This window comes from Sphingomonas antarctica, assembly GCF_965137005.1.
GTDB lineage: Bacteria > Pseudomonadota > Alphaproteobacteria > Sphingomonadales > Sphingomonadaceae > Sphingomonas_O > Sphingomonas_O antarctica.
The window spans coordinates 182,274-200,761 of the sequence record NZ_CBCRXM010000002.1; the positions used below are offsets into that span (position 1 = coordinate 182,274).

The window sequence follows — 18,488 nt, forward strand, 5'->3', positions numbered from 1 at the left end:
AGCCATGAACATCACGATGATCGGGGCGGGCTATGTCGGCCTCGTATCGGGCGCGTGCCTCGCCGATTTTGGGCACCGCGTGACCTGCGTCGATCTCGACCAGAGCAAGATCGACGCGCTCCACGCCGGCAAGATGCCGATTTACGAGCCCGGCCTCGCCGAACTGGTGTCGGCCAATGTCGCCGCGGGGCGGTTGCATTTCTCGATCGATCTGGCGGCAGGCGCACGCGACGCCGAAGCCATCTTCATTGCCGTCGGTACCCCATCTCGGCGCGGCGATGGCCATGCCGACCTGACCTATGTCTATCAGGCGGCGCGCGATATCGCGGCGATCGCCACCCGTCCGCTGGTCATCGTCACCAAATCGACGGTCCCCGTGGGGACGGGCGACGAAGTCGAGCGCATTTTCCGCGAGGATGCGCCGGGCGTCGATGTGCAAGTGGTCTCCAACCCCGAATTTCTGCGCGAAGGCGCAGCCATCGGCGATTTCAAGCGACCCGACCGCATTGTCATCGGTAGCGAGGATCCGCGTGCGCAAGGGGTGATGCGCGAAATCTATCGCCCGCTTTATCTCAACCAGTCGCCGATCCTGTTCACCGGGCGGCGCACGGCGGAGTTGACCAAATACGCCGCCAACGCGTTTCTCGCGACCAAGATCACCTTCATCAATGAGATTGCCGACCTGTGCGAAGCGGTCGGTGCGGATGTGAAGGATGTTGCGCGCGGCATCGGACTCGACAATCGCATCGGTCCCAAATTCCTCAACGCCGGTCCGGGCTATGGGGGGTCGTGTTTCCCCAAGGACACGCTGGCGTTGCTTAAAACTGCCGACGACAACGCGTCGCCGATGCGGATCGTCGAGGCGGTTGTCGCGGTCAATGACAGCCGCAAGCGCGCGATGGGCCGCAAGATCCTGCAGACCCTGGGGGACGAACCGCGCGGCAAGCGCGTCGGACTGCTTGGCCTGACCTTCAAACCCGACACCGACGACATGCGGGACGCGCCGAGTCTCGCCATCGTCCAGAGTTTGCTCGATGCAGGCGTCGAAGTGCGCGCTTACGATCCGGAAGGGATCGAGGCGGCGCGCGCTTTGATGCCCGATGTAGAGTATTGCGACAGCGCTTATGCCGTTGCCGATGGGGCGCATGCGGTGGCGCTCATCACCGAATGGAATGCGTTTCGCGCGCTCGATCTAAAGGCGCTGGGTGAACGCATGACCGAAAAACGCCTGATCGACCTGCGTAATGTTTATGATCCAACCGAAGTCCGCCGTCTGGGCTTCGACTATGTCGGCGTGGGCCGCGATTAACCCCAGCGCGCGGGGCGATATTCCTCGATCAGCGACACCGTCGAATTGATGTTGGCAGTGCTCGACGCTCCGAACAGCACCGCTTCGACATAAGGCTCGTTCAAGGCCCAGCGGATCGCTTCGCGCGCGGGCAGTGCGCCCGACGCCAGCACCGACATGGCGATGACGCGCGCAGGCGTCTTGGCGGTCGCCTCGCGATACCCTTCGATCCCGCCCGACATGCGGAACGCCGCGTGATTGACGTTCGAACAGATGATCGGGTTGTCGACGCCTGCCCGCTCCAGCAGCGGGAGCAACGCCGGCAGGTTCATGCTGAAAAAGCCGGCTTCCGCCTTATACTTGTCGCGGATGTGATCCGAAAAAATGCGAAACGCGTCGGCATAGCCCAGTCCTAGGATCAGGTCGGTGACAATGTTCTGCATAAAGATCACGGGCGTCTCCAAACCCTGAAACGGCTTCATCTCGGCATCGATCAGCAGCGTCGCCATCTTTTCGACTTCGCCGCGCAGGATCGCCTTGCCGCTGGTCAGCATCGCATCGATCAAGCCGCCCGAGGGCAGCAAGCGTTTCAAGGCCTCGAAATAGCCATGCTCGGTGACGGCGTTGGCGTATTTGTGGGCGTAGGGCATGCCCGGATACCATTTGAGCCCATCCCAACGGCCCGGCTCGTTGCGCACGATGTTCGCCAGTTCGGCGATGCGATCGTGCGTCGTGCAGGAAAATCCCCGAATGCCCGCATCGTAGGCGGCGTGCAGCGTGTCGGCGATGGCTTCGATCTGCTGAAAGCGCATCTGCTGCTGTTTCGCCTTTTCCTCCGACGCGTGGTTGACGCCGAAGAACTGATTATCGCCGAATAAAATGCGGTCCATCATGGGCCTTTCAGTCTCGTCAGGCGGCGATGAACGCCGCGATCTTTTCAAGGAATGGGGCGGGAGCGGCGGCGGACAGCGAGCCGCCGCTGGTTTCGGTCGCAAGCGCGGCGTCGATCGCGGCGGGCAGGGCTTCGACAGTCTCGGCAACGGTGATGCCGGGGCGATCGCGGAAATGCGTGATCGTCGCTTCCTGATGCCCGTTGGTGATTTCCTTGCGCGCCAGATCGCGCGGGGTGATCAGGATCGGCGTCCCGGCCTCAAGCGCTTGGAGGATCGACCCCATCCCGGCGTGCGCAACGAACAGGCGGGCTTCCTTCACGCGGCGGGTATAGTCGGCGGGCGTCACGATCCGGGCGAATTCGGCGTGCCTGGGCTCGTATTCGCCTTTGCCGATCTGCAAGAAGACAGGCGTTTCGGGATGCGCGCCGGCCCACTCGTCCACCGAGCGGACGAATCGGTCGAAGGGCAGCATTGATCCGACCGAGGCAAAGATCATATCACCGCGCCCCAGCATTCGACGCCTTCCGCCGCCGCGACCTGCGGCCATTGCGACAAAGTGCGGTGCGCCAGTTTGCGCGCCATGCGGCCCGACGACGACATGCGTTCCGAATTGGCAATGCTGTCCACCCACAAGGTCTTCGCGCCGGTCAACCGCCCGAGCAGGATGAACGCGAGCATCGGCATCGACCCCGTCGTGACAATCACGCGCGGGCGCTCCTTCATGATGATCTTCAGCGCCTTGGCGAACACCGGCACAAATTTGGCTAGATCGAGCCGCGAGGCGTCGGGCACGGTGTAATAGCGCGCGGGGGCCACGGTCTCAGCATAGCTGTCGTACATCGATACGAACGCGACATCGAAGCCGGAAAAGGCTGGACGCAGCCGTTGCAGCTGGGTCCAGTGCCCGCCGCTCGAGGCAATCGCCAGCAATCGCCGCGGGCGTCTCATGCGCGGGCGAAAATCCGCTGCATCAGCGAGCGCGGCGGCGCTTCCACGACGATGCGCCCGGTTTCGCCCTGAGTCGCGGCGCGGATCATCTGCAACACGCGGTCGGTCTGCGCCGCGCTACCGAAGTCGTTGCGCGCTGGCGGCGTGCCGTCGCGTATCGCGTCGGCAAAGCTGTCGAGCTGTGCCGCATATTCTTCGCCGCGCAGGTAGAAATCGACCGGCGGGGTCAGTTCGGTGATGTTGCGCACCGTCCAGCCCGCGCCGTAATCTGCGCTGGGATTGCCGGTCGCGCCGACGAACACGCTCAATTCCTGACGATCGACCGACAATTTGCCGCCATCGCCATAAACCGTGATCTTGGTGGTCATCTTGCGCGTCGCTTCGTCGGACCAGTTGACCGAGACCTGCCCGCTGATCCCTTCGGCGAATTGCAGATTGGCATAGACCGCGTCGTCGACGCCGACCGAATATTGGCTGGGCAGATCGGCACCGGGACACGCCAGCGCCGCGCCGACATACCAGTTCATCAGATTGATGGGATGCGCCGCGTAATCATAGAGGCAGCCGCCGCCTTCTTCGGGGGCGCTACGCCAGGTCTTGCCCTGTGGCCGGAGCACGACGGGGCCATAGGCTTCGGCATGGACGTGGCGGATGCGGCCGAGCAGCCCGGACTCGATCAGGCGCTTTGCCTCGGCAAAGGTGCCGACGAAGCGATTGTGATAGCCGACCTGTGCGACCAGCCCCTCGGCGGTGGCCTGCGCTGCCAGCGCTTCGCTCGCATCGGGCGACAAAGTCAGCGGCTTTTCGCAGAACACGTGCTTGCCCGCAGCGAACGCCGAACGGATCATCGGTTCATGCGCGCGCGTCGGCGTGGCAATGACGACGGCGTCGACATCGTCGCGCGTCAGGAGCTTATCATATCCCTTTACCTCAGGGATCGCGCAATATTTTTCGATCATCGACGCAACGAGCGGCGCGGTGTCGCACGTCGCGGTGACCATCATATGCGGGCTGCCATTTGCCATCGACAGATGCGAGATGCCCATTTTGCCAAGCCCGACTATGGCCACGCGCGGCATGCGGTTGGTCTTATCGCTCATGGAATCGATTACTCGCGCTATGCGGGGCCCCAGTGGCCGCGCTTCTATTCGCGTTTCGCTTTGAGACAAGTCGGTTTTGGGCATTCATAATCTTTTCGTTTTGCCGCGTGTAAGCGCGCATCTATAGGAGCGCGTTCCTAAGTTTCCGGGGTGATGGATGATGATGATAGGCAATAAGCGCCAGCTGTTCGCAGCGGTCGCACTGTCGCTCGCACTGGCGGGCTGCAAGAAGAGCGGTGACAAGGCCGATGTCGCGCAGGGTCAGGTCGTGGCCGTGGTCGATGGCAAGGAGATCACCTCGAGCGAACTCAATGCCGAATTGCAGAGCATGAACGTGCCGAACAACGAGCAGGCTCGCGATCAGGCGAAGAATGCCGCGCTCGACGTGTTGATCAGCCGCACGATCCTGACCAACGTGGCGCGCGAGCGTAAGCTCGACCAGTCGCCGACCTATATTATGCAAAAGCGTCGCGCCGACGAAGCCCTGTTGGTCCAGACGTTGCAGCGCGATATTGCTAGCCGCGTCACCCCGCCGACCCGCGCCGACGCGATGACCTTCATCAACGCGACGCCCGATCTGTTCGCCCAGCGCAAGGTTTACACGCTCGATCAGATCGCCTTCGCCGTGCCGCAGGGTAACACCGCGCTGCTCAAGAGCCTCGAGCCGCTCAAGACGATGGAATCGGTCGAGCAACAGCTAATCGAATCGCGCGTCCGTTATCAGCGCGCGACCGGTAAACTGGACACCATCCAGGTCGATCCGAACCTGATGAAGCGCATTTCCCAATTGCCGGCCGGCGAAATCTTCGTCCTGCCGAACAATGGCGCATTGGTCGCGAATCAGATCACCAAGGTCGACGTGGTTCCGTTCCAGGGCGACCAGGCCATCGATTTTGCGATGAATTATCTTCAGAACAAAAAGGTGTCCGAGGCCGCCGACAAGGACTTGAAGGCGCGCATCGAAAAGGCGCGCAAGGAAGTCCGTTACCAGCCGGGCTATGGTCCCAAGACGGCTCCGGGCGCACCGGCAGCACCGGCCAAGCCCGCCGGCTAACGCATAAAGGGTCGGTGACGGCATCCGGCGCGTGACGCCGTCACCGACCCTTTCGCGCGTCCTCAAGGGCGAGTTGTGTGCGGGCTGCGGCTTGTGCGCTTCCGTCGCGGGTGATGCCGTGACGCTCGAACTGGCCGAGCCGGGTTTTATTCGCCCGCGCCAGATCGCCACCATCACCGCCGACGCCGAATGCAGGATCGCGCGCGCCTGTCCCGGCGCCGAAGTCGCGCCGTGGGGCGATGGCGCCAATGTCCATCCGGCTTGGGGGCCGCTCGGTACCGTCGCAACCGGCCACACGACCGACGATCGGTTGCGCCATGCTGCTTCGTCCGGCGGGATGATCTCGGCGCTGCTCGATCACGCCCTGACCAGCGGTACGGTCGATGCAGTGGTTCAGACGCGGGCCGACACGATTGATCCGGTCGGCAATATGACGGTCATTTCGACCAGTCCGGCGGAAGTCGAGGCATCGGCGGGTTCGCGTTACGCCCCGTCCGCGCCGCTCGGCGCGGTCGAAGACCTGTTGGCGGGCACCACGCGCTACGCCTTTGTCGGTAAGCCGTGCGACGTCTCGGCATTGCGTCAGCTCGGCACCATCGATCCGCGCGTCGCCGAACGCTTTCCGGTGATGCTGGCGTTCTTCTGCGGCGGTATTCCCAGCCGCGCGGGCAGCCATGAAGTGGTTCGCGCGATGGGCTACCAGCCGCCCGAAGTCACCGCCTTTCGCTATCGCGGCAACGGCTGGCCGGGTGAGGCGCGCGCCACCCGCGCCGACGGCAGTTTTGCCGAAATGAATTATGCCGACAGCTGGGGCGCGCATTTGTCGAAGCACGTCCAGTTCCGTTGCAAAATCTGTCCTGACGCGGTCGGCGGCGTGGCCGACATTGCCTGCGCCGACGCCTGGTATGGCGGCGAGAGCGGCTATCCGCAATTCGATGAAGCCGCAGGCCGCAGTCTGGTCATTGCCCGGACGCCAGCCGGAGAGCGGCTGTTGGCGAGCGCCGTTGCGGCGAACGGCGTCGTCATCGAACCGCTCGACCCGCGCGAGATCGTGTTGATGCAGCCCGCGCAGCAGCGCCGCAAGGCGTTGCTGGTGGCGCGTTTCGCGGCGCTATCGGTCACCGGGCAATCCTGGCCGCGCGTCCACGGCCTTCGGGTGCTGCAAGCGGCACGGCTTGCGAGTATAGGGCTATCTCTTCGCAACTTTCTCGGCACGGCTCGCCGTGTAATGCAGGGCCGCAAATGATCGCTGCCGTCAAACGCCGTTTCTTCCCCGTGGAGCCGGTGCTGCCGGGCTATCGTCAGCCGAAGAACGCGCTGTGGATACGGCTGCGCAATTTCATATTCATCGGCACGTTGATTTTCGTCGGACTGTTTTATGGCCTGATGTCGGCGATCTTCCCGGTCTTTCTGTATATGTACATGGCGATGCCGTTGGTGATCATCGCCGGCGCGGTGATCTGGGCGCTGCCGAATACCGACCGGTTTCCCGAACGCAGTATCGAAGCGTTTTTCTGGATTTTCCTGTTCGCGCAGTTGTTGTGGCCGAATTATATCGCGCTGGCTCTGCCCGGGCTGCCGTGGATCACGATCAACCGTTTGGTGACGGCACCGCTGGCGCTGTTGTTCCTCTACTCGATGTCGGTCGCACCGCGATTGCGTACGCAGATCAGGGACGTGCTGATCAACACACCCATCGTGACGCGCTGTTTCCTGGGGTTGCTGGCGCTCCAGCTGTTCACCTTGCCAGCGTCCACCGAGATTGCCGATTCGTTCAACAAGACGATCGACCAGCAGATTCAGTGGAATCTCGTCTTTTTCGTCAGCTGTTTCGTGTTCACCAAGGACGGGCGCGCCCGTAAATTCTTCGTGCTGTACCCGTGGCTGGTAATCTTCCTCTGCGCCATGTCGGTCTTCGAATGGAAGCAATCCGCGGTGCTGTGGGCGGACCACATTCCCGCGATCCTGGCGGTCGGCGACGAATCGGTTCAGCGCGTGCTTCAGGGGACCGCGCGCGCGGCGACGGGGATTTATCGCGTCCAGTCGATCTTCACGACATCGCTGAACTTCGCCGAGGTGATGGCGTGGTCGACGCCGTTTTTCGTCTATTGGGGATTGTACGCGAAACGCATCCCGATCCGGGTTGCGTCGCTATTGTTCCTCGCCCCGTTATTCTGGTGCATCCGCAACACCGATTCCCGCTTGGGCGCGGTCGGCTTTTTCGCGACTTTCATCGTCTATTTCGGGATTTACGGCATTCGTCGCTGGACGCGGACGCGTGGCGATATTCTCGGTCCAGCGATTACTTTGTCCTTCCCATTGGCCGGCTCGATGTTCTTCCTCGCCACATTCGTATCGAACAGCTTTCACGCGATCATTTTTGGCAATGGCGCGCAAGCCGCGAGCAACGAGGGGCGCGCCCTGCAATGGGCCTCGCTTTGGCCCAAACTGGGGAGCTGGCCGTTCGGTTACGGCACTGGCCGCGGCGCCGAGACGATCGGCAGCATGAACCTCGCGGGCGTCCTGACGATCGACAGTTATTACATCAACTTGCTGATCGAATATGGCGTGATCGGTTTCCTGTGCTGGCTGGGCATCATCCTCGGATCGGCAGCGAACGCCGTCAAATGGAGTATGCGCGAGACCAGCGAAGAGGCGCGCATGCTGACGGTCATGGCGACATACATGATCGTTTATTTCATCATCAAGGGTGTGCTGGCTGGCGACGAATCGAACGCGATTTGTTACATGATCCTTGGGATGATCGCCGGCACCGCGTGGCGCATCAAGCAGCGGCTCGAGGGTCACGCCCCGGCGATCCCGGCCTAGTCCTCTTCGGCTTTACCGAAGATTTGCGCCACGCTGTAACGCAGGCGCGACATCATCGACGTCGTCGTCTCGTTGACACCGGGCCGTGCTCGAAACACCGTTGTCTGCGGCACCATTTTGCCGGCCGGTGCGGTATAGTAATACAGCGCGATCGACCGACGCGTGACGTTTTCGGGACATGCCAGCGGATCGGGATGCCCGTGATTGTTGCGCGCATCGGTGTTGAAAATCACCGCACGTCCCAAGATTGGCGACACTGAATGCCAGCAGCGCGCCATATTGCGGTCCCACAATTCCAGCTTGCCGCCCCAATCATCGTCCCAATCCTCGTTGAGGAACAGGATCAGGTTGAGCCGCCGTTGCAGCTTCGACCGTGGATGGATGTTGAAATCCGAATGCACCGACAAATGCCCGCCGCGCCGCGTCTCGTGCAGCCCGCCGCCGAGGAAATGGGGATCGGACGTCAGCCCCTTGATGCCCGTCAATTGTTCGAGGAAGACCAGGAACGGCGCGGAATTCAATGCGGCGAACAACCCGTGAATGTACGCGCTGCGGATGGCATCGAGCGTATAGCCCGTCTTCAGCTGCGAATAGCCATCGGCAAACCGCCCCGGCTTGTTCTCCGGGAATTCGGCATGGACGCGCTGCAGGATCGCCGGGTCTATGAAATTGTCGAGAACGATGTGCGGATACGGCTGCGCGTTGACATAGACATCGTGCAACGCGGCACCCGCCGCGCGCGCCTGTGCGCGGTCGAGTTCCAGAAACCCGTCCGCGTCGGACATATGGAGCACGGGCTCCGTCACCACCCGATCGATCTGCGTTTGCGCCATGTCCGGTCCGCTAGCCTCTTCACTGCTGCGGAATCCCTAACAGCGCCGGGTGAATTTCGCTACTCCCCGGCGTCTTCGGGCACCGGGATTTCCATGGGGCGGATGTACAGTCGCACCACTTGCGGCAATGTGCGGCGCACATCGGCCTCGATCTCGCTGACGATCCGCTCGACATCACCCGCGCCCATCCGGTTGTCGAAATCGATCGACATCGCCGCGACGACTTGGTCGGGGGCGTTGTGCACCGTCATCAACTCACCGACCCGCATCACGCCGACGCGGATTGCCGCACAGCGCAGGGCATCGGCCAGTGCGGGGTCGGCCGCCTCGCCGATCAACAATCCCTTGGCCTCGCGCGCAAGGAAGATCGCGACAAAGCCCAGCAACAAGCCGATGACGATCGAGGCGATCCCGTCCCAATGCGGATTGCCGGTCGCCTGCGCGAGCCCCAGGCCGACCGCCGCAATGACCAGCCCCGCCATCGCCGCGCCGTTCTCGAGGAGCACGATGACCGTCGAGGCATCCTTGGTCTCGGTCAGCGCGCGCCACCAGCTGCGCCCGTTCCGCGCGGCATCGAAGCTCTTGAACGCCGCCAATGTCGATCCGCCCTCGAGCAGGAAGGCGACCAGCAGCACACCATAAGCGATATACGGGCTGACCGCCGGTTCGGGCGCGCGCAGATGGCGAATGCCTTCATAAACCGAGACGCCCGCCCCGGCCGCGAACACCAGCAAGGCGACGACGAAGCTCCAGAAATACAGTTCGCGGCCATAACCTGCCGGATGCTTCTCATCCGGCGGGCGCTTGGAGCGCTTTTCGCCGTAAAGCAGCAGCAGCTGATTGGTCGAATCGACGAGGCTGTGAACGCCTTCGGTCAGCATCGCCGACGACCCCGTCACCGCCGCGGCAGCGAATTTTGCGATGGCAATCCCGACATTGGCGGCCAACGCGATAAGCAGTACGCGGGTGGATTCGGCTTTCACAACATCTGACCCTGGCCGAACACGACGCGTCGGCACATCACATAATTCCAGCCGAGCGTCGCGGCGGTGGCAAAAGCCTGGCGGATCCATAGCGGATGGTGCCGGAACACCGCGACGATCAGGCTCGACAAACCGATTGCCGCGATATTGACGGCTACGAAGCGCATCGCTTGTGAAGGCACCGCCGGATCGTCGGAGCGAAACGTGAAACGGCGGTTCCAGTAAAAGCTCCAGCTGGATGAAATAGTCCAGGCAATGACATTGGCCAGCACCGGGTCGAGGCGGAACCAAACCGCCAGAGTCAGGAAAATGGCCCAGGTCATCGCGGTGTTGCTGACCCCGACAATCGCAAAGCGGACGAATTCGGTCATCTCGAAGCGTCCCTTGCTCGGGCGGCGTTGCCGCGCTGCGCCCCTCATTCTAGGACGCGCGCAAAGGGACGCAAGGCGTTGAGCGGCACGATTGATCGCAGTTATTGGACCATCGGGCGGGCCGCGCGCTGGCTGGTCCTGCTGCTGATCGCATCGCCGTTCCTTTTCGTCACCGTCCCGCCCTTGACCGACGTTCCCGGCCATATGGGACGCGCCGCCATCGCCGCGCTTGATCAAGACGCGCGGTTCCAGACGCTGTTCCGCTTTCACTGGTTTGCCGTGCCCAATCTGGGGGCGGACCTGATTGTCGAAGGTCTTCGCCACATCGTGTCGATCACGCGCGCTTACTGGCTGGTGGCGGCGGCGATCCCGATCCTGCTGGCCGCCGGTCTGTTCGCGGTGGCCCGCGCGCTTACCCGCCCGGGCGCGGCGATGATGGGCTGGGCGCTGGTGTTCGTGTGGTGCTTTCCGTTCAATTACGGGTTCCTCAATTACATGCTGAGCGTGGCGCTGTCGCTGCTCGGCTTTGCCTTGTGGATGCGTCTCGACGCGCGCCCGGGCCGGCGTGAAGCGCTGACGTGGCTCGGCGTGCCGCTCGTCTTCCTGTGTCACGCGGTCGGCGGATCGATGCTGAGCCTGTTCATAGCCTCGCGCGAATTCTCGCAGATCGAACGGCATGAAGGGGGGCAATGGCTGGCATTTTTGCGCCGCATCCGCCCGTTGATCGCGGGTGTGGCGATCATCATCGTCTGGCGGCTGAGCACGCAGAGCGTCGCCGGGGTCAATGAAATCGGGGTGCGGCAGAAGCTCAACGCCGTAGTGATGATGCTGCGCGATCAGAATATCTGGCTCGATATCGGCAGTCTGGGCGGCGCACTGGCCGTGTTCCTCATCGGTCGATGGCATGGGGCGCGGGTCAACCGGGCGCTGGTCCCCGCAATTCTGTTCCTGCTCGCTCTGTTCGTGGTCATGCCGTCGCGCCTGTCCGGGTCGCACTTTGCCGATATGCGGTTGTTGCCGGTGATCCCGATGATGGCGTTCGTCGGGCACGACTGGACGCGTGTCGATCCACGCCTGACGCGCCGCATGGCGATTGCGGGCTATGCGCTGTTCGCGTTGCGCTTGGCCGTCACGATGCTCGGGTTCATCGCTTACGGACGCGACTATCGCGCTCAGCTCATCGCGCTAGACCATATTTCGCCATACAGCCGCGTCATCGCGCTCAGCGAGAGTCCGTGCGATGCGACACGGCATTGGCGCAACGACCGGCGGGGGCATCTGGGCGAACTGGCGCAAGTTTATCAGCGGTCATGGAGCAACGGCCAATGGGACACCGATGGCGGGCATCTGACGCAAATTGCGTGGCGGCCGTCATCCGCTTTCTACCACGATCCGTCACAGCATTTCTGGCCCGACGCGTGCATCCGGTCCGGCGTGCCCGACCGCACGAGTTTTGGTCAGTCGATGGCGGCGCTGCCTTATGGCCGGTTCGATTTTCTGTGGCTGATCGGTCCGCATCCGGCGCTGCCCGATCAGTCGCGACTGACCCCGGTCTGGTCGGGTCCCGACGGCAGCATTTTGTACCGCGCGATGCCGAATGTAACGAGCGCGACACCGGCACCGAGCATCCAGCCGGCGAAGACATCGCTGGGCCAGTGAACCCCGAGGACGATACGCGTCCAGCCAACGAGTATCGCCACTCCGACCGCGACCCAAGTTCGCCAGCCGCCGCCGCTGAGCAACGCGAACAGCAGCAGGATCGCCATGGTGTTCGACGAATGGCCGCTGGGGAACGAAGCATTGCTCGGTAAATCGAGCCACGGCACGATGTGCGGACGGACGCGGGCGAACTGGCCCTTGAGCAAGGTCGTGATCAGGATCGACGCGAGACTACCCGCGAGCAGTACCAGTTCGCCCTTCATCCGCCGCCGCCACAGCATCACCGCGCCGGTGGCGACGATCAGCACCGGCCGCACGCCCGGATCGCCGAGATGGGTGATCGCCAGCGCAATCGGCCCCAATCCAGCATCGCGCGCGGAGATCGCCACGGCCCGCATGACCGCGATATCCCAACTCCCGGGATCGCCCTCGACCAGAAAGCCGAGCGCGATCGCCGCAACGATCAGCAGCGCGCCGAAGATCGCCAGACCTAGCCGGCGGGAGATACGACCACCCCGCCCTTGATCACCATATCGACATGTTCGAGCACGCGAACGTCCGCGAGCGGATCGCCGGACACCGCGACCAGATCGCCATATTTACCGACCGCGATGGTCCCGACGTCATTTCCGCGATCGCCCAAAGCCTCCGACGCGCTGCTCGTCGCCGCGCGGATCGCCTGCAACGGCGTCATGCCCCATTCGACCATCTTGGCGAATTGCCGCGCATTGTCGCCGTGCGGATAGACCCCCGCGTCGGTGCCGAACAGCATCTTGACCCCGGCCTGAACCGCGCGACGAAAGGTCTGGCGCTGCAGCAGGCCCAGCGCCTTTTCCTTGTCCAAACTTTCCTGAAGCGTGCCGTTCGAAGTGCCGGTCGCGAGGATGTAATCGTCGTTATAGATATCCATGTCGAACCAGGTGCCCTTGGCTTTGGCGTCGGCGACGGTCGCGTCGCTGGCGAGGCTGGCATGTTCAATCGTGTCGACGCCATTGTCGATCGCCGCACGGATCCCCGCATCGCCATGTGCGTGCGCGGCGACCTTGAGGCCCAGCGAATGCGCTTCGTCGGTAATCGCGCGAATCTCGTCGGCGCTGAGTTGTTGCGCGCCAGGCGCGTCGCCTTTGGAAAAGACCCCGCCGGTGGCGCAGATCTTGATTACTTCGGCACCGTATTTCTTGAGCCAGCGGACCTTTTCGCGCGCGCTTTCCGGCCCGCTGACGATAGCCGCGCCCTTTTTGTCGAACGACGGCGGCAGCAGATTGTCATCGCAATGTCCGCCCGTCGATCCGATGGCATAAGTGGCAGTGACGATGCGCGGACCCACCGCCCAGCCGCCGTCGATCGCCTGACGCAGCGCGATATCGCCGAACGCGTCCGAGCCGACATTGCGCACGGTCGTGAAGCCTGCTTGCAACGTCTTGCGCGCATTGCCCACGCCCACCGCGGTCCAGAACTGGTCGGTATAGTCGTAGGTGCGATACCCGCCGATTTCGGCCAGGCTGGTCAGATGGACATGCATGTCGATCAGGCCGGGAAGGAGCGTTTTGCCGGGAAGCGCAATCAGCTTGGCACCGGCGGGAGGCGTGGTGCCGTTTTCGATCCTGGTAATGCGCCCGTCGACGACGGTGATCACCGGGTTGGCGACGTAACGGCCCGTCACGACATCGAGCATCCGTTCGGCGGTGACGACCACGGTTTCGGCGGCGGCGGCCGGGATCGGCGCGAACGCGGCGATCGTCAGAACAGCCGTGAGACGCGCTAAGGTGACAAAGGTGACACGGCGTTCGTTTGAAAAGCGCAGCGAATTCGAAACATTGCGGGCGTCAGCCGAGCAGGGGGCGATGTTGGTCATGCCCCGCTCAATCACAGCTTTTCCTACTTTGACAGCAATTTCGCGCATGCTCTGGGCGCTAGATGTGCAGCACCTTGCCGTCGGCGGCTAAAACACTCTCGTGCATCATTTCGCTCAGCGTCGGGTGGGCGAAGACGGTGTTGGCGAAATCCTCGTCGATCAGTTCCCCGGTCTTGCCGATGGTGTAGCCCTGGATCAGTTCGGTGACTTCGGCGCCGATCATGTGCGCGCCTAACAGCTCGCCGGTTTTGGCGTCGAATACCGTCTTCACGAACCCTTCCGCCTCGCCCAGCGCGATGGCCTTGCCGTTGCCGATGAACGGGAATTTGCCGATTTTGAGTTCGTAGCCCGCTTCTTTGGCCTTGGCTTCAGTCAAACCGACGCTGGCGATTTGCGGGTGGCAATAGGTGCAGCCGGGGATGTTTTTGGGGTCCATCGCATGGGGGTGCTGCCCGGCGATATGTTCGGCGGCGATGACGCCTTCGTGGCTCGCCTTGTGCGCCAGCCAAGGCGGCTGGGTCACGTCGCCGATGGCGTAAAGCCCGGGCACGCCGGTGCGGCACATCGCGTCGGTCTTGATGAAGCCGCGGTCCATCTGCACGCCCAGCGCCTCCAGCCCGATATCGGCGGTGTTGGGGACGATGCCGACCGCGACGATGGCGTGGCTGAACTGGTGTTCGGCGACCTTGCCGTCCTTCGTCTTGATTTTTGCTGTGACACCCGACGCGGTGGCCTTCAGGTCCTCGACGCCTGCGCCGGTGAGGATCGTCATGCCAAGTTTTTCGAGGCTTTTTTGCAGGAAGGCGGAGACTTCAGCGTCTTCCACCGGAACGACGCGGTCGAGCATTTCGACCACGGTCACCTCCGCCCCGAAATCGCGGTAGAAACTAGCGAATTCGATGCCGATCGCGCCCGATCCGATGACCAGCAACTTGGTCGGCGTTTCGGGCGGCGTCATCGCGTGGCGATAGGTCCAGATACGTTTGCCGTCGGCCGGGGCGAAGGGCAGATCGCGTGCGCGCGCGCCGGTCGCGACGATGATGTTCTTGGCGGTTAGTTCCTCGGTCTTGCCGTTCTTTTCGACCGACAGGTTGCCCGGCGCGGTCAGTTTGCCGGTGCCCATGTGCACGGCGATCTTGTTCTTCTTCATCAGGTGCGTGACGCCCTGATTGAGCTGCTTGGCGACACCGCGTGAGCGCGCGACGATCTTTCTCATGTCGAAGCCAGGCGTGGCGCTCAGGCCATAGGAATCGGCATGCTGCATGTTATGATAGATTTCGGCCGAGCGCAGCAGTGCCTTGGTCGGGATACACCCCCAATTGAGGCAAATCCCGCCGAGCAATTCACGCTCGACGATCGCGGTCTTGAGGCCGAGCTGGGCAGCGCGGATGGCGGCGACATAGCCGCCGGGACCGCTGCCGAGGACGATGAGGTCGTATTGTTCAGGCATTACGCCACCAACCCCAAAGGCGCCTCGACCAATCGCTTGAACGCCCCCATCAGCTGCGCCCCGTCCGCCCCGTCGATGGCGCGGTGGTCGAAGCTGCCTGTCGCGCTCATCACGGTTGCAATGGCGAGGGCGTTGTCCACCACATACGGCCGCTGTTCGCCCGCGCCGATCGCCATAATCATGCCCTGGGGCGGGTTGATAACGGCGTCGAACTGTTTGATGCCCATCATGCCCATGTTCGAAATCGACGCGGTGCCGCCGACATATTCGTGCGGCTGGAGCTTGCCGGCCTTGGCCTTGTCGGCGAGCACCTTCATCTCGGTCGAGATGGCGGAAATCGCCTTGTGGCCCGCATCGACGACGATCGGGGTGATCAGCCCGGAAGGCGTCGACACCGCCACCGAAATGTCCGCGCGGTGGTACTGGATCATCTCGGCCGGCGTGTAGGTGACGTTGCACGCGGGGACTTCGAGCAGCGACAGCGCGAGCGCCTTCACCAGCATGTCGTTGACGCTGACCTTCACGCCGCGATCCGCCAGCGCGGTGTTGATCTCGCCGCGCAGCTTGAGCAGCGCGTCGAGGCGGATGTCCACCGTGAGGTAGATGTGCGGCACCTGCTGCTTCGATTCGGTCAGGCGGCGCGCGATCGTCTTGCGGATGTTGGTGAGCTTTTGCCGTTCGTGCGGGATGTCGGTGGTGAACGGACTCTGCCCACCCTGGCCCTGTGGGCCTGCCCCCCCCGCCTGCGGGGTGGACGTCTGATTGAGCACTTCTTTGGCGTCACTCCCGCTTGCGGGAGGGACAGGCTGCGTAGCACCCAGGGTGGGACGTGATTGTTCTACGTCGGCTTTGACGATGCGGCCGCCCGGGCCGGTGCCGGTCAGGGTTTTGAGATCGACGCCTGCTTGTTCGGCGATTTTTTTGGCGAGGGGGGAGGCTTTGACGCGGTCGGCGGCGTCCTTTGGCGCAGGACTCTGCCCACCCTGGTCCTTCGGACCTGTCCCCCCCGCTTGCGGGGTGGACGTCTTGGTCGGTGCTTCTTCCTTGGCGTCACTCCCGCTTGCGGGAGGGACAGCTTCGGCCTTGGCCGGACCGGGGTGGGCCGAGTCATCGTCGCCACTCATCGTCGCGATGACCGTGCCGACCTTCACCCCGTCCGACCCTTCGGCGACCAGAATCTCCGAAATCGTGCCTTCGTCGACCGCCTCGAATTCCATCGTCGCCTTGTCGGTTTCGATTTCGGCCAGAATATCGCCCGATTTGACGGTGTCGCCCGCCTTGACCAGCCATTTGGCGAGCGTGCCCTCCTCCATCGTCGGGGACAAAGCAGGCATTTTAAGCTCGATCGGCATGGGGCGCTCCTGTTGGCCATTCCTTTGGCCAGCCATGTCGTAGCGTCAAGCTATCGGGAGATGCGCCACAACAGATAGGGCGATCCCGTGGGCAGAGGAACGGGGGTCAGCCAGGCGAATTTTTCGTTCCGGGCCAGCCGCGAATAAAAGCCGTTCGGGCTGCGCGCGCGATAGACCGTGGATTCGTTGAGGTTGGGGCAGGTCAGCAGCAACGTCGCGCCATGCCGCAACATGATCGCATGGGCCTGGTCGGGTGCGCCGTCGAACGCATGATGCACGTCGAGAATGGCGTCGCCATTGCGGTGGTACGGACCCGCCACCGCCTTGTGATGCGTGGTGTTGATCAGGCGCGGTCCGAGATCGACAAAGGTGAAGATCGTCGTTGTCGGCAAGGCGGCGATCGGGCGCAACGCGGGCAATGTCGGGCATCGGGCGTTGGCACGGTTGATCGCCTTGATGCGGGCGTTGGGCGGATCGCCCGGCCATCGATCGGCGATCCAGCTGGGGCCGAGGCCTGATACGACCAGCACGAACGCAACGGTGCCGATGACGCGCGTCGCCACATTGGTGCTGTCGATCAGGAACGGCACGAACGTCCAGATCAGCGCCGCCGCACCCGGCACCGCGATCAGCTGCGCCCCCGGCCCGTTGCGCGTCTGCCAGAAGCACAGCAGCAAGGAGAGGACCGATACGAACGCCACCGTCGCCCAGGCGGGGAAGGTCCGCGAACCCCAGGCCCGGCGCGCGGCGAACAGGCTGCCGATCACCCCCGCGACGGGGAGGGCCGCGACGGTCAGCGCGGTGGTCCAGCTTTGCGCGTAAAGCGGCTTGGCCTCGCGCACATGACTGAACCAGCTGCTATAGAGTTCGGGTGAAATCTGTTCGGGTGCGCCGAGGCATTGCGGGAAGGCCTTGGCGAAACCGCCCGCCAGCACCGCGCCGACGACGCCGAGCGCAACCAGCCGGAACAGCGGCGTCCTCAGCGGCAAATAGGTGACGAGAAACGCCAGCGTCGCCGCCGACACCATCGTCGACAGCCAGACCGGCGACAGCACATCGCAGCGCCAGACGCGGTTGTCGTACGTCGCGAACAGGATGTAGCCGAGCGCGCAACCGGCGGCGAGCGTCAGGGCATAGCCGCGCAGACGCGGCGTTTCTTCGTCGGCGTCCCACATCCAGCGCAGCGCCGCCGCCGCGCCCGAGACCGCGAGGAACGGCAGCAATTCCAGGCCGATGGTCAGGCTGATCGCGCTCGACAGTCCCATCGCCGCGCCACCGCGTCGCCCATTCGGATCGGCCAGTCCGGCGAGCGTCCAGGCGAGCATCGCCAGCTGCCAGCCATGATGATCGACGCGCAACGGCATCATCATCAGCATCGTCGAGCCGCAGCAGAAATAGAGCGCGGCGGCGACGACCCAGGCATTGGGGGCGATCAGGCGGCGCGCCGCAGTGGTGATCCCCGCCAGCGCGACACCCATCGGGATCAACGGCGCGAGGCCCGCCGCCCAGCGATCGGCGGCCCAATAACCGAGGAAAGGGCGGAGCATCAGCTCCAGCCCCGCAATCGGCAAATCGACCAAGCGGCTCCAATGAATGTTGAAGCCTGCGGGCGGGTTGAGTTTGTACTGGCGCAGATCGTACCAGCCCTGACCGTTCAGCAGCGCGCGAACCTGTGCCATGCGCATATTGTCGTCGGTGTCGGGCAGCGAGTACCAATGAATCCCCGCCCAGCGGTACCAGACCATCAGGCATGCGGCGACGAGCCACACCAGCAGCAGCCAGCGCCGCCAATGCTTGATTTCGGGGAGGGCGTCGAAGTCGGTCATGCGCCCGCGCCGCTAGCGTTTCGACAAGCCGCGCGCCAGCCGCTACA

Annotated in this window: 16 protein-coding genes; 4 read left to right on the plus strand and 12 right to left on the minus strand. The window is 63.4% G+C overall.

Annotated features, from left to right (window positions below; translation table 11 throughout):
- Window positions 1-4: 4 nt before the first annotated feature.
- A complete protein-coding gene (locus tag ACM9ME_RS03050) occupies window positions 5-1,309 on the plus strand; it encodes a UDP-glucose dehydrogenase family protein (protein ID WP_415641957.1) in 1,305 nt (434 codons plus the stop codon).
- Here ACM9ME_RS03050 and ACM9ME_RS03055 read toward each other — a convergent pair.
- The 4 genes from ACM9ME_RS03055 to ACM9ME_RS03070 are packed head-to-tail and all read right to left on the minus strand — an operon-like array spanning window position 1,306 to window position 4,229.
- A complete protein-coding gene (locus ACM9ME_RS03055; RefSeq protein ID WP_415641958.1) occupies window positions 1,306-2,178 on the minus strand; it encodes an aldo-keto reductase family protein in 873 nt (290 codons plus the stop codon). The two genes, ACM9ME_RS03050 and ACM9ME_RS03055, sit on opposite strands and share 4 nt — an antisense overlap.
- Before the next feature lie 19 nt (window positions 2,179-2,197).
- The gene (locus ACM9ME_RS03060) at window positions 2,198-2,677 is read right to left on the minus strand and encodes a glycosyltransferase (protein ID WP_415641959.1); all 480 of its coding nucleotides are present in this window, start codon (window positions 2,675-2,677) and stop codon (window positions 2,198-2,200) included.
- Window positions 2,674-3,129 carry a UDP-N-acetylglucosamine--LPS N-acetylglucosamine transferase gene (locus tag ACM9ME_RS03065; protein ID WP_415641960.1) on the minus strand — a complete coding sequence of 152 codons (456 nt, stop codon included), beginning with the start codon at window positions 3,127-3,129 and terminating at the stop codon, window positions 2,674-2,676. The genes ACM9ME_RS03060 and ACM9ME_RS03065 overlap by 4 nt, the downstream gene beginning before the upstream one ends.
- Window positions 3,126-4,229: a Gfo/Idh/MocA family protein gene (locus ACM9ME_RS03070; protein WP_415641961.1), complete on the minus strand. Its 1,104-nt coding sequence runs from the start codon at window positions 4,227-4,229 to the stop codon at window positions 3,126-3,128. Before ACM9ME_RS03070 ends, ACM9ME_RS03065 begins: the two co-directional genes overlap by 4 nt.
- Before the next feature lie 157 nt (window positions 4,230-4,386).
- On the opposite strand from ACM9ME_RS03070, the gene ACM9ME_RS03075 reads away from it, so the two are divergent.
- The 3 genes from ACM9ME_RS03075 (at window position 4,387) to ACM9ME_RS03085 (ending at window position 8,112) form a co-directional block, all read left to right on the plus strand.
- Window positions 4,387-5,283, plus strand: a complete 897-nt coding sequence (locus ACM9ME_RS03075; RefSeq protein ID WP_415641962.1) for an EpsD family peptidyl-prolyl cis-trans isomerase — start codon at window positions 4,387-4,389, stop codon at window positions 5,281-5,283.
- Between the two features lie 91 nt (window positions 5,284-5,374).
- Window positions 5,375-6,529, plus strand: coding sequence for a Coenzyme F420 hydrogenase/dehydrogenase, beta subunit C-terminal domain (locus ACM9ME_RS03080; protein ID WP_415641963.1), 1,155 nt, complete (start codon window positions 5,375-5,377; stop codon window positions 6,527-6,529).
- Complete coding sequence (locus ACM9ME_RS03085) at window positions 6,526-8,112, plus strand: O-antigen ligase family protein (protein ID WP_415641964.1); 1,587 nt, start codon at window positions 6,526-6,528, stop codon at window positions 8,110-8,112. Before ACM9ME_RS03080 ends, ACM9ME_RS03085 begins: the two co-directional genes overlap by 4 nt.
- Here the strand turns inward: ACM9ME_RS03085 and ACM9ME_RS03090 are convergent.
- The 8 genes from ACM9ME_RS03090 to ACM9ME_RS03125 all read right to left on the minus strand — a co-directional run bounded on the left by ACM9ME_RS03090 (window position 8,109) and on the right by ACM9ME_RS03125 (window position 18,441).
- Window positions 8,109-8,945: a 2OG-Fe(II) oxygenase gene (locus tag ACM9ME_RS03090; protein ID WP_415641965.1), complete on the minus strand. Its 837-nt coding sequence runs from the start codon at window positions 8,943-8,945 to the stop codon at window positions 8,109-8,111. The genes ACM9ME_RS03085 and ACM9ME_RS03090 overlap by 4 nt on opposite strands.
- 59 nt (window positions 8,946-9,004) lie before the next feature.
- Complete coding sequence (locus ACM9ME_RS03095; RefSeq protein WP_415641966.1) at window positions 9,005-9,928, minus strand: cation diffusion facilitator family transporter; 924 nt, start codon at window positions 9,926-9,928, stop codon at window positions 9,005-9,007.
- A complete protein-coding gene (locus ACM9ME_RS03100; RefSeq protein WP_415641967.1) occupies window positions 9,925-10,299 on the minus strand; it encodes a GtrA family protein in 375 nt (124 codons plus the stop codon). Before ACM9ME_RS03100 ends, ACM9ME_RS03095 begins: the two co-directional genes overlap by 4 nt.
- Window positions 10,300-11,831: 1,532 nt before the next feature.
- Window positions 11,832-12,356: a phosphatase PAP2 family protein gene (locus ACM9ME_RS03105; protein WP_415641968.1), complete on the minus strand. Its 525-nt coding sequence runs from the start codon at window positions 12,354-12,356 to the stop codon at window positions 11,832-11,834.
- A 92-nt stretch (window positions 12,357-12,448) separates the two neighbouring features.
- Window positions 12,449-13,813 carry a Xaa-Pro dipeptidase gene (locus ACM9ME_RS03110; protein WP_415641969.1) on the minus strand — a complete coding sequence of 455 codons (1,365 nt, stop codon included), beginning with the start codon at window positions 13,811-13,813 and terminating at the stop codon, window positions 12,449-12,451.
- A gap of 58 nt (window positions 13,814-13,871) precedes the next feature.
- Window positions 13,872-15,263, minus strand: coding sequence for a dihydrolipoyl dehydrogenase (lpdA, locus tag ACM9ME_RS03115; protein ID WP_415641970.1), 1,392 nt, complete (start codon window positions 15,261-15,263; stop codon window positions 13,872-13,874).
- On the minus strand, window positions 15,263-16,615 hold the full coding sequence (locus ACM9ME_RS03120) for a pyruvate dehydrogenase complex dihydrolipoamide acetyltransferase (RefSeq protein ID WP_415641971.1): 1,353 nt from the start codon (window positions 16,613-16,615) through the stop codon (window positions 15,263-15,265). The genes lpdA and ACM9ME_RS03120 overlap by 1 nt, the downstream gene beginning before the upstream one ends.
- 50 nt (window positions 16,616-16,665) lie before the next feature.
- The gene (locus tag ACM9ME_RS03125; protein ID WP_415641972.1) at window positions 16,666-18,441 is read right to left on the minus strand and encodes an AcrB/AcrD/AcrF family protein; all 1,776 of its coding nucleotides are present in this window, start codon (window positions 18,439-18,441) and stop codon (window positions 16,666-16,668) included.
- Between the last annotated feature and the right edge of the window lie 47 nt (window positions 18,442-18,488).